Source organism: Microbacterium sp. HM-570 (assembly GCF_054165885.1).
In genome coordinates this window covers 3,274,022-3,287,531 of sequence record NZ_CM135111.1, presented here as the reverse complement: position 1 = coordinate 3,287,531, position 13,510 = coordinate 3,274,022, and the positions used below count along the sequence as shown (strand labels likewise).

At 67.6% G+C, this 13,510-nt stretch carries 10 protein-coding genes; 5 read left to right on the top strand and 5 right to left on the bottom strand.

Translation table 11 applies throughout. The annotated features are described in order from the left end of the window. Positions 1-128 precede the first annotated feature (128 nt). The 4 genes from ndk to ileS are packed head-to-tail and all read right to left on the bottom strand — an operon-like array spanning position 129 to position 5,765. Complete coding sequence (ndk, locus tag ACT9TC_RS15690) at positions 129-545, bottom strand: nucleoside-diphosphate kinase (protein WP_458041373.1); 417 nt, start codon at positions 543-545, stop codon at positions 129-131. Further along, the gene (locus tag ACT9TC_RS15685; RefSeq protein WP_458041372.1) at positions 542-949 is read right to left on the bottom strand and encodes a DUF4233 domain-containing protein; all 408 of its coding nucleotides are present in this window, start codon (positions 947-949) and stop codon (positions 542-544) included. The genes ndk and ACT9TC_RS15685 overlap by 4 nt, the downstream gene beginning before the upstream one ends. Beyond that, entirely contained in the window at positions 946-2,328 is a 1,383-nt protein-coding gene (locus tag ACT9TC_RS15680) for a bifunctional folylpolyglutamate synthase/dihydrofolate synthase (protein WP_458041371.1), read from the bottom strand. The genes ACT9TC_RS15685 and ACT9TC_RS15680 overlap by 4 nt, the downstream gene beginning before the upstream one ends. Beyond that, the gene (ileS, locus tag ACT9TC_RS15675; protein WP_458041370.1) at positions 2,325-5,765 is read right to left on the bottom strand and encodes an isoleucine--tRNA ligase; all 3,441 of its coding nucleotides are present in this window, start codon (positions 5,763-5,765) and stop codon (positions 2,325-2,327) included. Before ileS ends, ACT9TC_RS15680 begins: the two co-directional genes overlap by 4 nt. A gap of 408 nt (positions 5,766-6,173) precedes the next feature. On the opposite strand from ileS, the gene ACT9TC_RS15670 reads away from it, so the two are divergent. Continuing rightward, the gene (locus tag ACT9TC_RS15670; RefSeq protein ID WP_458041369.1) at positions 6,174-6,833 is read left to right on the top strand and encodes a pentapeptide repeat-containing protein; all 660 of its coding nucleotides are present in this window, start codon (positions 6,174-6,176) and stop codon (positions 6,831-6,833) included. Between the two features lie 5 nt (positions 6,834-6,838). After that, positions 6,839-7,375: a GNAT family N-acetyltransferase gene (locus tag ACT9TC_RS15665; protein WP_458041368.1), complete on the top strand. Its 537-nt coding sequence runs from the start codon at positions 6,839-6,841 to the stop codon at positions 7,373-7,375. Between the two features lie 3 nt (positions 7,376-7,378). Here ACT9TC_RS15665 and ACT9TC_RS15660 read toward each other — a convergent pair whose 3' ends face one another. Next, positions 7,379-8,200 (bottom strand): DUF559 domain-containing protein, encoded by an 822-nt coding sequence (locus tag ACT9TC_RS15660; RefSeq protein WP_458041367.1) that lies wholly within the window; start codon positions 8,198-8,200, stop codon positions 7,379-7,381. A 281-nt stretch (positions 8,201-8,481) separates the two neighbouring features. Between ACT9TC_RS15660 and valS the strand changes: the two genes are divergently transcribed. The 3 genes from valS to ACT9TC_RS15645 all read left to right on the top strand — a co-directional run bounded on the left by valS (position 8,482) and on the right by ACT9TC_RS15645 (position 13,503). Further along, complete coding sequence (gene valS / locus ACT9TC_RS15655; protein ID WP_458041366.1) at positions 8,482-11,052, top strand: valine--tRNA ligase; 2,571 nt, start codon at positions 8,482-8,484, stop codon at positions 11,050-11,052. 1 nt (position 11,053) lies between these two features. Beyond that, positions 11,054-11,302: a hypothetical protein gene (locus tag ACT9TC_RS15650; protein ID WP_458041365.1), complete on the top strand. Its 249-nt coding sequence runs from the start codon at positions 11,054-11,056 to the stop codon at positions 11,300-11,302. Positions 11,303-11,445: 143 nt separating this feature from the next. Next, the gene (locus ACT9TC_RS15645) at positions 11,446-13,503 is read left to right on the top strand and encodes a M3 family metallopeptidase (RefSeq protein ID WP_458041364.1); all 2,058 of its coding nucleotides are present in this window, start codon (positions 11,446-11,448) and stop codon (positions 13,501-13,503) included. Positions 13,504-13,510 lie beyond the last annotated feature (7 nt).

The following is a 13,510-nucleotide window of genomic DNA, read 5'->3' as shown; positions in this document are numbered from 1 at the left end:
CAGCCGGACTCGGTCACTGAGCTTGTCGAAGTGACCCGCTGGGCCGGGTCACTGAGCTTGTCGAAGTGACCCGCTGGGCCGGGTCACTGAGCTTGTCGAAGTGACCCGCTGGACTCCTCGAAGTCAGTTCAGGCGAACCAGATACCGAGCTCGCGTGCGGCCGACTCGGGGCTGTCCGAGCCGTGCACGAGGTTCTGCTGTACGGCCAGGCCCCAGTCGCGGCCGAAGTCGCCGCGGATGGTTCCGGGCGCCGCGCCGGTGGGGTCGGTCGTGCCGGCGAGCGAGCGGAACCCCTCGATCACACGGTTGCCGGCGAGGCGGATCGCGACGGACGGGCCCGACATCATGAACTCGAGCAGCGGCTCGTAGAAGTGCTTGCCGGCGTGCTCGGCGTAGTGCGCCTCGAGCAGATCGCGGTCGGGCTCGACGAGCTTGATGTCGACGAGCGCATATCCCTTGCGTTCGATACGCGCCAGGATGTCTCCGGTCAGGCCTCGTGCGACACCGTCGGGCTTGACGAGAACGAGCGTCTCTTCCGTGATCATTGTGTTTCTCCTTCCGGCGCCGCAGCGCGCGTTCGTGCTTCGATTCTCGGTCCTTGGATGGTGGCGTACGCCCACATGCCACCGAAGATGAGGGCGATCAGTAGCATGGCGGGAACGAGGATCGCCGACAGCGCGACGATCACCTGCAGCACCCAGCCGGTGGCGATCCCGCGCGGTTTATCGACGAATCCGGTCGTCGCGATCATCACGACAGCGACGACGGCCCCCGCCACGATGCCGAACCAGTCGGGAATGCCTGCCGGAAGCACCTTGAGGCCGAAGATCACGAGCCCACCCAGAAAGACGATGATCGCCTCGAACCCCAGAACGACCGACGCGAGCTGAGCGGTCAGACTCCGCTTCGGGCGCGGGCGACGCTGTCGAGGTTGCCGGGCGGCGCTCACGACGCTGCCCCGCTCTTCCAGCCCTCGCTCGCAGCGAGCGACACGGCCTCACCCGCGAGCACGACCGATCCGGCGACGATCACGGCGCGACGAGCGGATTCTGCGGCCCAGGCACGCGCGGACTCCGCCGCGTCGTCGAGGTTCGGGTGCACGCTCGCGTGCAGCCCCGCGTCCTCGACGATGTCGGCGAGCGCGTCGGGGCTGTCGGCCCGGTCGGAATCGGGCGCGGTCACGAAGACCTCGGTCGCGATGGGCGTGAGAGCCGCGACGATGCCCGCGGCATCCTTGTCCCCGAGGACACCGAGGACGACGCCCCACTCGTCGAAGTCGAACGAGGCGCGCAGGGCCTCCGCCAGGGCGCGCGCACCGTGCGGGTTGTGCGCGGCGTCGACCAGCACGGTCGGGTTCGTGCCGACCAGTTGCAGGCGCCCGGGCGACGTCACGGCACCGAGGCCGTCCGCCAGGATGTCTCCCGCGATCGGCTGTGTCGCGCCCCCGATGAGGGACTCGACGGCCGCAATCGCGAGGGCCGCATTCGCGCCCTGGTGGGCGCCATAGAGGGGCAGATACTCATCGTCGTAGGTGCCGACGAGTCCGCGGACCGAGATCAGCTGCCCCCCGACCGCGAGGCGATCAGAGGTCAACGCGAAGTCTTCTCCCTCGAACGCGATCGTCGCGCCCCGGGCGGCGGCCGCTGCGCGCAGCACCGCGGCGGCCTCGGCCGGTTGGCGGGCCGAGACAACAGCCGCTCCGTCCTTGATGATTCCGGACTTGACCTCGGCGATCTTCGCGATCGTGTCGCCGAGTCGGTCGGCGTGGTCGAGGTCGATCGGGGCGAACACCGCGACATCCCCGTCCGCGGTGTTCGTCGAGTCCCACGACCCGCCCATGCCAACTTCGAGCACCAGGACGTCGATCGGAGCGTCCGCGAACGCGACGAAGGCCAGCGCGGTCAGCAGCTCGAAGAACGTCAGCGGCTCTTCGCCGGCCTCGACGAGCTCGGCGTCGACGAGTGCGACGAACGGCGTCATTTCGTCCCACGCGTCCGACACCGCGGCGTCGAGCACGGGGAACCCATCGATCATGATCCGCTCGGTGAACCGCTCGAGGTGCGGGCTCGTGAACAGTCCCGTCCGCAGCCCGTGGGCGCGCAGCAGGCTCTCGATAATGCGGCTCGTGCTCGTCTTGCCGTTCGTGCCGGTCACGTGCACGACGCGATACGTGCGCTGCGGATCGCCGAGGTAATCGAGCAGGCGCGCGGTGCGCTCCTTGCGCGGCTGTACCCACCGCTCCCCGGCGCGCGCGAGCAGCGCCGCGTAGACGGCATCCGCTCGAGCGGCGTCTTCCGGGGTGCTCTCTTCGGGCAGGTTGTCGGTCATGCGCGGCCTTCCGCTCGGGTCACGGCCACGGTGAATGCTCCGGTGTTCGCAAAGGCTCCCGCGGCGAAGGATGCCTGGTGCTCCGCTTTTGCTTTATCGCCCGCGAAGCTGCGCGACGACCCGCGCAGCGTGTCGTCCTTCGTTCCGAGCAGGTATTCAACCGCGAGGGTCTCGCCCGCGACATCCGCCAACTCGAAGCCCTCAGAAACGGCCTGTGCATCCGCATCGTTCTCGAACGTGATGCCGAGGTGGATGCGGTCGCTGACGTCGAATCCGGCCGCCTTTCGGGTGTCTTGCACCGCGCGGATCATGTCGCGCGCCAGGCCTTCGGCCTCGAGCTCGGGCGTCGTGGTCGTGTCGAGGACGACGAAACCATCGGTCGCGACGAGCAACCCGATGGCCTCTCCCTCGGGCCTTATCGAAGTGTCGCTGTCGAGCGACCCCTCGCCGTGCTGCAGCACGACGTCGCCGTCAGCGGTCTTCACGACGATTCCGCGATCGTCCTCGACCCAGGCCCCCGCCTTCGCGGCCTGGATGACTTGCTGCACGCGCTTGCCGAGCCTCGGCCCTGCGACCCGCGCGTTCACCACCAGTCGCAGGCCGAGTCCGTACTCGTCGTACGACTCCGGGCGCAGCTCCGCCAGCTGCACGGACTTCACATTGAGTTCTTCCAGCAAAATCGCTTCGAACTGCGCGAGAGATGCCGCGTCGGGCACGACAACGGTTAGTCGAGGGAGGGGCAGCCGTACGCGCCTGCCCTCCTTCTTGCGCAGGGCGTTCGCGACGCTCGAGACGTCACGGACGGCATCCATGGCCTTTCGGATGTCGGGGGCCGCGGGGAATGCGTCGGCATCCGGCCAATCCTGCAGATGGACGCTCCGCCCACCCGTCAGCCCCTGCCACACCCGCTCGCTGACGAGCGGGATGAGCGGAGCCGCAACGCGCGTGAGGGTCTCGAGCACCGTGTAGAGGGTGTCGAATGTCTCAGTCGTCGTCGGGTCGGACGGGTCGACACCCACCCAGAAACGGTCCCGCGAGCGGCGGATGTACCAGTTGGTCAGCACCTCGGCGAAGTCGCGCAGGCGAGCGGCCGCGGTCGTCGAATCGAGACCCTCGAGGTCGGCCGCAACATCTCGGACGAGTTCGCCGAGTAGCGCCAGGATGTATCGATCCAGCACATCGGTCGAGTCGGTGCGCCACGAGGCTTCGTAGCCTGCACTCGCGGTCCCTGAGCCTGTCGAAGGGCCACCAGCGAAGGCGGCGTTCGCATACGTCGAGAAGAAGTACCACGAGCTCCAGAGCGGCAGCAGGAACTCCCGCACGCCCGAGCGGATGCCCTCCTCCGTCACGACGAGGTTGCCACCCCGCAGCACCGAACTCGACATCAGGAACCAGCGCATGGCGTCGGATCCGTCGCGGTCGAGCACCTCCGAGACATCCGGATAGTTGCGCAGCGACTTCGACATCTTCTGTCCGTCGCTGCCCAGCACGATGCCGTGCGCCGACACCGCCTTGAACGCCGGGCGATCGAACAGCGCACCGGAGAGCACGTGCATGACGTAGAACCAGCCGCGCGTCTGCCCGATGTACTCGACGATGAAGTCGGCGGGGGCGTGCGTGTCGAACCAGTCGCGGTTCTCGAACGGGTAGTGCACCTGAGCGAACGGCATCGAGCCCGAGTCGAACCACACGTCGAGGACGTCCTCGATGCGGCGCATGGTGCTCTGGCCGGTCGGGTCGTCGGGGTTCGGGCGCGTGAGCTGGTCGATGTACGGGCGGTGCAGGTCGACCTCGCCCGCCTCGTTCCGCGGCAGTCTGCCGAAGTCGCGCTCGATGTCTTCGAGCGAACCGTACGCGTCGACGCGCGGGTGCTCGGGGTCGTCGCTCTTCCAGATCGGGATCGGCGAACCCCAGTAGCGGTTGCGGCTGATCGACCAGTCGCGCGCGCCCTCGACCCACTTGCCGAATTGGCCGTGCTTGACGTTTTCGGGCACCCAGGTGATGTCTTCGTTCAGCTCGACCAGCCGATCGCGGAAGTCCGTGACCCGCACGAACCAGCTCGACACGGCCTTGTAGATCAGGGGGTTCCGGCAGCGCCAGCAGTGCGGATACGAGTGCTCGTAGCTGGCCTCGCGAACGAGGCGCCCGGCCTGGCGCAGCACGCGGATGAGCGGCGTGTTGGCGTCCATCCACAGGTCGCCCGCGACATCCGTCACGGCGGGCAGGAACCGCCCGCCGTCGTCGAGACTCAGGATCGTCGGGATGCCGGCGGCCTCGCTCACCCGCTGGTCGTCCTCACCGTAGGCCGGCGCCTGGTGGACGATGCCCGTGCCGTCGGTCGTGGTGACGTAATCGTCGACGAGGATCCGCCACGCGTTGTCGGTGCCCCAGATCTCCGCATCCGCGTAGTAGTCGAAGAGCCGGTCGTAGGAGACATCCGCGAGCTCCGCGCCCATGATCTCGCGCTCGACGGCCTCGGCAGCGGCGGCGGCGTTCTCGTAGCCGAGATCCTTCGCGTAGCCCGCGAGCAGGTCGGCCGCCAGCAGGTAGCGGTGCGCGGATGCCTCGATCGGGTCATCCGCTTCGCCATCCGGCGTGCGGTGCACATCGGCGGCTCCCGCGGGGCCCGCAGGCAGGACGACGTACCGGATGTCCGGACCCACGGCGAGCGCCATGTTCGTCGGCAGCGTCCACGGCGTCGTCGTCCAGGCGAGTGCTCGCACGCCGGTCAGACCGAGCGCCTCGGCCTTCAACCCGACGAGGGGGAACGTGACGGTGACGGACGGGTCCTGACGCATCCGATAGACGTCGTCGTCCATGCGCAGCTCGTGGGTCGACAGCGGCGTCTCGTCGCGCCAGCAGTACGGCAGCACGCGGTAGCCCTCGTACGCGAGGCCCTTGTCGTACAGGGTCTTGAAGGCCCAGAGCACGCTCTCCATATACGAGGTGTCGAGGGTCTTGTAGCCGTTGCCGAAGTCGACCCAGCGCGCCTGGCGGGTGACGTAGTCCTGCCACTCGTGGGTGTAGGCCAGCACGGACTCACGCGCCTTGGCGTTGAAGGTGTCGATGCCCATGGCCTCGATCTGCGCCTTCTCGGTGATGCCGAGCTGCTTCATCGCCTCGAGCTCGGCGGGCAGTCCGTGCGTGTCCCACCCGAAGACACGGTCGACCTTCTTGCCGCGCATGGTCTGGAAGCGCGGGAAGAGGTCCTTGGCGTACCCGGTGAGCAGGTGCCCGTAATGGGGCAGGCCGTTGGCGAACGGCGGGCCGTCGTAGAAGACCCACTCTTCGCTGCCGTCACGCTGCGCGATGCTCGCGCGGAATGTGTCATCGTCGCGCCAGAAGTCGAGCACCTCGCGCTCGATCTCGGGAAAGCGGGGGCTCGCGGGGATCGCATCGGCGGCGGGTCCGAACGCTGAGGGCTGGGGGTATGTCATGGCTTCTCGCAGGTGCTGTCGTGTGCTTCCTGCCGGGACGACCCGTCGGATCCGATCCCTTTCGGGAGTCTTCGCCGCTCGAACCGCGGTACCACCCTGCTTGCCGCTATGCGCAGCCACTTTCACAGCGGCTGTGACGGGCCTGCCCCGCTCGGTTCTACTGAGGACCCCATCGTGACGGCGGGGTCCTGTTCTTCCGAGAGCTCCCCGGTGATGGCCGGATCAATGCTCGTGCCGCCAGTCTACCCGGAGCAAGCGGCGACCGTGCGGGCGCCCGGTGAACATCTGAGAGGAGTCTTGGGGCGCCATACCCCGGATGTGTCCGGTGGGCCAGCGTTGGCTGCGATTGAACCTCTCGGATGTACGGGGGCGGGACGTCCCACCCGCGTCTCGCGATAGCGTCGACGGATGGCCCGACGCGAAGAACATCCGTTCGCACCGAGGGTTTCGCCGCCCGATCTCCCCCGCGAGTTGACTGTCGCGCCCGGCCTGCGTCGGGGCGCCGAACACTTCCAGCAGTCGTTCACGGCGCTGGAGGAGACAACGGATGCCTCGCACTCCGAGATCTCCGAGTGCCGCTTCTTCAGGGCATCCGTCGATGCGCTCACCCTGACAGGGGCGAGCGTTGTGGATGTCGACATCGACCAGTTGCGTGCCACGACGATCTCTGCGCGCGGGGCGCGGCTCCGCCGAGTGCGGGTTGTAGGCGGGCGTATCGGCACCCTGGATCTCGCCACCGCCGACCTCGACGAGGTCGAGCTTCGCGGCATCCGCATCGACTATCTCTCACTCGGCGGCGCACGGATAGAAGACCTGCTCGTCGCCAACTGCGTGATCGGCAGCCTCGATCTGCCGCAGGCGACAGCGACCCGCGTGCGGTTCGACGACACCCGCGGCGATGAGGTGGATGTGCGCGGGCTCCGCGCTACGGACGTCGACCTTCGCGGGCTCGAGATGCTGTCACTCACCGACGCAACGGCTCTTCGCGGGACGACCCTCGATTCCACGCAGGTCGAAAGCATGGCCGCGGCGTTCGCCGCAGCCCTCGGCATTCAGGTCAAGGACTGACACCCGTGCTGCTCGAGACCCCGTGGCTGCTTCTCCGCGATCTTGCAGAGACGGATGCCTCAGCCCTGCACCGCGCGCTCGGCGACCCGATTGCAATGGCGGCCTACGAGCACGGGTTCGATCTCGACGAGACGCACGTCTGGATCCAGCGCCAGAGGGAGCGGTACGTCACGGACGGCTTCGGTCTCTGGGCCGTGGTGCTGCAGGCGACCGGCGAGGTGATCGGCGACTGCGGCATCACGACACAGAAGATCGAGGATGACGCGGTGATCGAGGTTGGCTACCACCTCGCCCGAGACCACTGGCACCAAGGCTATGCAACCGAGGCGGCGCGAGCGAGCATCGACTGGGCTTTCGCGACGCTGGATGTCGACGCTGTGTACGCGAAGGTGCGCGACACGAATCTCGCGTCCATGAACGTCGCGATCCGGCTCGGCATGACCGTGCGCCGCCGCTTCATCACGCGCTATCGGGATATCGACATGCCGCACCTCGCGTTTGCCGTGTCGCGTGATCGATGGGCGGGGCTCTCGAGCTCGTAGCCGTCACACCACGTGTAGTCGCTGGGCCACGGCGCGCATGAGCATCTCCTGCACCTCCGCCCATCCATTCAGGACCTGCCAGTAGCCGACGCGGATCACGTGGTAGCCGAGCAGCCGCAACGCCGCATCGTGCGCGATGTCTTGTTCGCGCTGCGGGCCCACGTGGTGCCCGCCGTCGATCTGCAGCACGAGTCGGTCCCCGATGAGCAGATCAACCCGGTGTCCCGCGATCCAGGTCTGACGTCGCAGCGGCAACCTCAGCCACCGCAGCCGCGGCACGACGAATGTCTCGATCCCCGAGTCCGACCAGGGGCTCGCGTGTTCGAGAAGTTTGCGAGCGGCGGCGGGCAGAGGCATCCGTCTGAGCGCATCCGGCTCGACCAGCTGCTTGTTCAGTGCCGACTCCCAGATGGCAAGCGCCGACTCATACGGCTGGCACGCGGCAACGAGCGCGAGCACGTTCTCAATCGGATCCTCGAGCGCATCCGGATGCCTCGGCACGACCGGCTTGTGCCAGTGCATCGTTGCCGCGGGCACCCTCACATTGCCCGCGTGCCGTGGCGCACCGACATGTGGCCGGTCATTCTCGAGCACCCATAGACCGAGTCGCCGTGCCTGCGTGATGCAGGTCAGTACGACACCGTTTCGGGCGGCGGCGATCAGGTCGGCATCCGCTCCCGGAGCGGCGAGCCACCCGCGGCGCGGCCTCAAGAGTCGCCCATCGGCCACGGCGGTCGTCAGCTGACGACTGGTGGCTCCTGCACGGCGAAGCACCTCGGAGCGAACCACGCCACCCCGCGCCCGCACGAACGACACCACATCCATCAACCCATTCGACATCTCAGCGCGCTGGCGCCGAGGCATCCTCTCCTGAATCGTGGACTACGCGCCGCTCCTGACCCTGTGGAGGACTCCCCGCACCGGAGCCGCCGTTCGTTCGGGAGGATCTGGTTATTCAGGAGGACGGATGCGCGCATATCGATCCTCCCGAGCGACCAGATCCTCCCGAGTGAACGCGCAGCGCGCCCAGCCCGCGCGATAAACTGAGCGAACATCCCCACACTCAGGCACGCACACACCGTGCCGCACATATCGAGGAGACACCCATGGCCGAAGTACCCGACAAGCCGGCTCTCGAGGGCCTCGAAAACAAGTGGGATGCGAAGTGGGATGCCTCGGGCACCTATCTCTTCGATCGTGCAGCGGCCCAGGCATCCAGCCGTCAGGGCGTCTACAGCGTCGACACTCCCCCGCCGACGGCGTCCGGGAGCCTGCACATCGGCCACGTGTTCAGCTACACGCACACCGACGTCACGGTGCGGTTCGAGCGGATGCGCGGCAAGACCGTGTTCTACCCCATGGGTTGGGACGACAACGGCCTGCCGACCGAGCGCCGCGTGCAGAACTATTACGGCGTGCGCTGCGACCCCACGCTCCCCTACGACGCCGACTTCACGCCCCCGTTCGAGGGCGGCGACAACAAGTCGAGCAAGGCCGCCGACCAGGTCCCGATCAGCCGCCGCAACTTCATCGAGCTGTGCGAGCGCCTCACCGTCGAGGACGAGAAGACCTTCGAGGCGCTCTGGCGAAATCTCGGACTGAGCGTCGACTGGACCCAGACGTACCGCACGATCTCGGACGACACGATCCGCACGAGCCAGCTCGCGTTTCTCAAGAACCTCGAGCGCGGCGAGGCCTACCGCGCCCTCGCGCCAACGCTGTGGGACGTCGACTTCCGCTCGGCGATCGCCCAGGCCGAGCTCGAAGACCGTGACCAGCCCGCCGCGTACCACCGCCTCGCCTTTCACAAGGCGGACGGCACGGGGGACGTCTTCATCGAGACCACGCGCCCCGAACTGCTGGCCGCGTGCGTTGCGCTCGTGGCGCACCCGGATGACGAGCGGTACCAGCCGCTGTTCGGCACGACCGTGACGAGCCCGCTGTTCGGTGTCGAGGTGCCGGTGCTCGCGCATCCGCTCGCCCAGAAAGACAAGGGCTCGGGCATCGCCATGATCTGTACGTTCGGCGATGTGACCGACATCATCTGGTGGCGTGAGCTCGACCTGCCCAACCGCACGATCATCGGCCGCGACGGCCGCATCATCGCCGAGGCCCCCGAGGCGCTCCAGAAGGATGCCGCGAAGGCGGCGTATGCGGAACTCGCGGGCAAGACCGTGTTCAGCGCCAAGAAGCGCATCGTCGAGCTGCTCGCCGAGTCCGGCGAGATGATCGGCGACCCGCGGCCCTTCACGCACGCCGTGAAGTTCTTCGAGAAGGGCGATCGGCCCCTCGAGATCGTCTCGACACGCCAGTGGTATCTGCGCAACGGCGCCCGTGACGCCGAGCTGCGCGAGAAGCTTCTCGCCCTGGGCAAGGAGATCTCGTGGCACCCCGACTTCATGCGGGTGCGGTACGAGAACTGGGTGAATGGCCTCACGGGCGACTGGCTCGTGTCGCGCCAGCGCTTCTTCGGCGTGCCGATCCCCGTCTGGTACCCCCTCGACGAGAACGGTGAGCGCGACGACGACCGCGTGCTGACCCCCGACGCCAGCCAGCTGCCGGTCGACCCTTCGACCGATGTGCCACCGGGCTACACCGCCGACCAGCGCGACGTGCCGGGTGGCTTCACCCCCGAGCTCGACATCTTCGACACCTGGGCTACCTCATCGCTGACTCCACAGCTCGCGGGCGGCTGGGAGCGCGATCCCGAACTCTGGAACCTCGTGGCGCCGTTCGATCTGCGCCCCCAGGGCCAGGACATCATCCGCACCTGGCTCTTCTCGACTCTGCTCCGCAGCGCGCTTGAGGACGGCCGCGCGCCCTGGACGGATGCCGCGATCTCGGGCTTCATCGTCGACCCCGACCGCAAGAAGATGTCGAAGTCGAAGGGCAACGTCGTCACGCCCGCCGACATCCTCGACCAGCACGGTTCGGATGCGGTCCGGTACTGGGCGGCATCCAGCCGGCTCGGCACCGACGCCGCCTTCGACCCGCAGAACCCGACGCAGATCAAGATCGGGCGACGCCTCGCGATCAAGGTGCTGAACGCGGCGAAGTTCGTGCTGTCGTTCCCGGTTCCCGAGGGCGCCGAGGTGACGCACGCACTGGATGCCTCGATGCTGGCCACCCTCGACGGCGTCGTCCGCGACGCCACGAAGGCGCTGGAGAACTACGACCACGCCCGCGCGCTGGAAGTGACAGAGTCGTTCTTCTGGACGTTCTGCGACGATTACCTCGAGCTCGTCAAGGAGCGCGCATACGACCGCACGAACGAGGGTCAGGCGTCGGCGGCTCTCGCGCTGCGCATCGCTCTCGAGACGCTGCTCGCGCTTTTCTCACCCGTGCTCGTGTTCGCGGCGGAAGAGGCGTGGTCGTGGTTCCACGACGAGTCGGTGCACACCAGCCCGTGGCCGAGCGCGATGGATCGCCCCGGCGACCCCGCGGTACTTGTCGCCGCGAGCGAGGCCCTGACGGGCATCCGTCGCGCCAAGACCGAGGCGAAGGCCTCGCAGAAGACCCCTGTTGCGCAGGCGACGATCGAGGGCACGGATGCGACCATCGCCGCGCTGCGCCTGGCCGAGGGTGATCTGCGTGCCGTCGGCCGCATCGAGAACATCGAATTCATCGCGGGCGAGACCACTCGGGTCTCGTCCATCGAACTGGCACCGGAGGTCTGACATGCAACTCGGAACCCGATGGACGGCGGGAGACGAGCCGCCCGCTGCCGTACCCGCAGCTCTTCGCGACGCGATCACTCAGGTCGAAGAGGCCACCGGCCCCGCTCAGGCCGGAGCGCCGAAGTCGCGCTGGACTCTGACGTGGCTCGAGGGACGCCCGATCGCGGAGATGGACTCGGGTGTCATCGTCGAGCTGAACGCCGACGGTGAGGCCGTCGTGCGTCACGACCCGGACGACGAATTCGGCTGATCCGGATCGCCGCGCACAGCGAGTCGCTTCGACGGGCTCAGCGACCGTGAGGAGACGTTGGCGACCGTGGTCGATCCCGTGAGCGCACCGACGACCCCAAAGCCTGTCGAAGGGTCCGACGGATGCCGGGATACGCTGGATCAATGGCCTCTGATGTCTCGAATCCCCTGCTCTCCCCCAGCCTCCTCCCGTACGAATTGCCCGATTACGCGGCCATCCTGCCCGAGCACTATCTGCCCGCCTTCGAGCAGGGTTTCGCCGCCCAGCGCGCCGAGATCGACGCCATCACGGCGGACGCCGAAACGCCCAGTTTCGAGAACACGCTGATCGCGCTGGAGCAGAGCGGAGAGCTGCTCGGCCGCGTCGCCCACACGTTCTACACGGTGTCATCGGCGGATGCCACGCCCGAGATTCAAGAGATCGAAGAGACGCTCGCACCTCTCATGGCGGCGCATCAGGACGCGATTCAGCTCGACGGCGCACTCTTCGATCGCATCTCGGCGATCCTCGAACAGATCGATGACCTCGACCTGAATGCCGAGCAGAAGTTCCTCGTCGAGCGCCACCACCGTGAGATGAACCACGCCGGTGCGGGACTGGATGCCGGGGCCAAGGCACGACTGACGACGCTCAACCAGCGGCTCTCGGTGCTCACCACAACCTTCGAGAAGAATCTGCTCGCCGACACGAACGACCTCGCCGTCATCTTCGAGGACCCGACGGAGCTCGATGGCCTCAGCGAGGGCGAGATCTCGGCCGCGGCGCAGGCGGCAGCCGACCGCGGGCGGGAGGGCGCGTACGCGATCACGTTGACGCTGTTCACGGGGCATCCGTACCTCTCGGTCCTGACGAACCGCGAGAGCCGTCGCCGGATCACGGATGCATCCCGCTCGCGCGGAAACCGCGGAAACGCGAACGACAACGGTGCCGTCCTCACCGAGATCGTGCGTCTTCGCGCCGAACGGGCCGCGTTGCTCGGCTACGAATCGCACGCCGCCTACATCACCGCCGACGAAACGGCCGGGTCGCCCGAAGCCGTGCACGAGCTGCTGCGCCGCCTCGCCGTCCCGGCCGCGCGAAATGCCGAACGCGAGCGCGCAGAACTGCAGGTACTCGCGGATGCCGAGCCCGAGCCGTTCGCGATCGAAGCGCATGACTGGGCGTTCTATACCGAGAAGGTGCGCACGGCGCACTACGACATCGACACGGCGGCGCTCCGCCCCTGGTTCGAGGCCGAGCGCGTGCTGCAGGATGGCGTTTTCTACGCGGCCGAGCAGCTCTACGGGGTGCGGTTTATCGAGCGGGCCGACCTGCGGGCGTACCACCCCGAAGCGCGGGTGTTCGAAGTCCTCAACGAGGACAGCTCCCCCGTCGGGCTCTTCGTCCTCGACCTGTACACGCGCGATTCCAAGCGCGGTGGCGCATGGATGAACTCGATCGTGTCGCAGTCCGCCCTCCGCGGCACGCGCGCAGTCGTTGTCAACAACCTCAACGTGTCCAAGCCCGGTGCGGGCCTGCCGACGCTCCTCACGCTCGACGAGGTCACGACGCTCTTCCACGAATTCGGGCACGCGCTGCACGGCCTGTTCGCCACCGTTACCTATCCGCATTTCGCGGGGACGAACGTGCATCGCGACTTCGTGGAGTTCCCGAGCCAGGTCAATGAGATGTGGATTCTGTGGCCCGAGGTTCTCCGTAACTACGCTCGGCACGTCGAGACGGGCGAGCCCCTGCCGGAAGACATCGTCGACCGGCTCCGCTCGACCGAGACCTTCAACCAGGGCTTTGCGACGAGCGAATACCTCGCCGCGACCTGGCTCGATCAGGCCTGGCACTCCCTCTCCGAGAGCGCGGCCGAATCCGTCACCTCTGTGGCCGACTTCGAGAGCGCGACGCTGGCCAACATCGGGCTCGATCTGCCGGCCGTACCGCCGCGCTACGCCTCGACCTACTTCGCCCACGTCTTCTCGGGCGGCTACAGCGCCGGGTACTACTCCTACATCTGGAGCGAGGTACTCGACGCCGACACCGTGCAGTGGTTCCGCACGCACGGGGGTCTGCGCCGCGACAACGGCGACCGATTCCGCCAGCGTCTGCTGGGTGTGGGCGGCTCCCAGGACCCACTCGAGGCCTACCGCGACTTCCGGGGCCGGGATGCCGACATCCAGCCCCTGCTCTCGCGTCGGGGCCTCGACGCCTGAGTCGTCA

Excerpts from the sequence above, each read along its gene's own strand:
- ndk (WP_458041373.1), bottom strand. The coding sequence starts at position 545 with ATGATCACGGAAGAGACGCTCGTTCTCGTCAAGCCCGACGGTGTCGCA.
- ACT9TC_RS15680 (WP_458041371.1), bottom strand. The coding sequence starts at position 2,328 with ATGACCGACAACCTGCCCGAAGAGAGCACCCCGGAAGACGCCGCTCGA.
- ileS (WP_458041370.1), bottom strand. The coding sequence starts at position 5,765 with ATGACATACCCCCAGCCCTCAGCGTTCGGACCCGCCGCCGATGCGATC.
- ACT9TC_RS15670 (WP_458041369.1), top strand. The coding sequence starts at position 6,174 with ATGGCCCGACGCGAAGAACATCCGTTCGCACCGAGGGTTTCGCCGCCC.
- ACT9TC_RS15660 (WP_458041367.1), bottom strand. The coding sequence starts at position 8,200 with ATGGATGTGGTGTCGTTCGTGCGGGCGCGGGGTGGCGTGGTTCGCTCC.
- valS (WP_458041366.1), top strand. The coding sequence starts at position 8,482 with ATGGCCGAAGTACCCGACAAGCCGGCTCTCGAGGGCCTCGAAAACAAG.
- ACT9TC_RS15650 (WP_458041365.1), top strand. The coding sequence starts at position 11,054 with ATGCAACTCGGAACCCGATGGACGGCGGGAGACGAGCCGCCCGCTGCC.
- ACT9TC_RS15645 (WP_458041364.1), top strand. The coding sequence starts at position 11,446 with ATGGCCTCTGATGTCTCGAATCCCCTGCTCTCCCCCAGCCTCCTCCCG.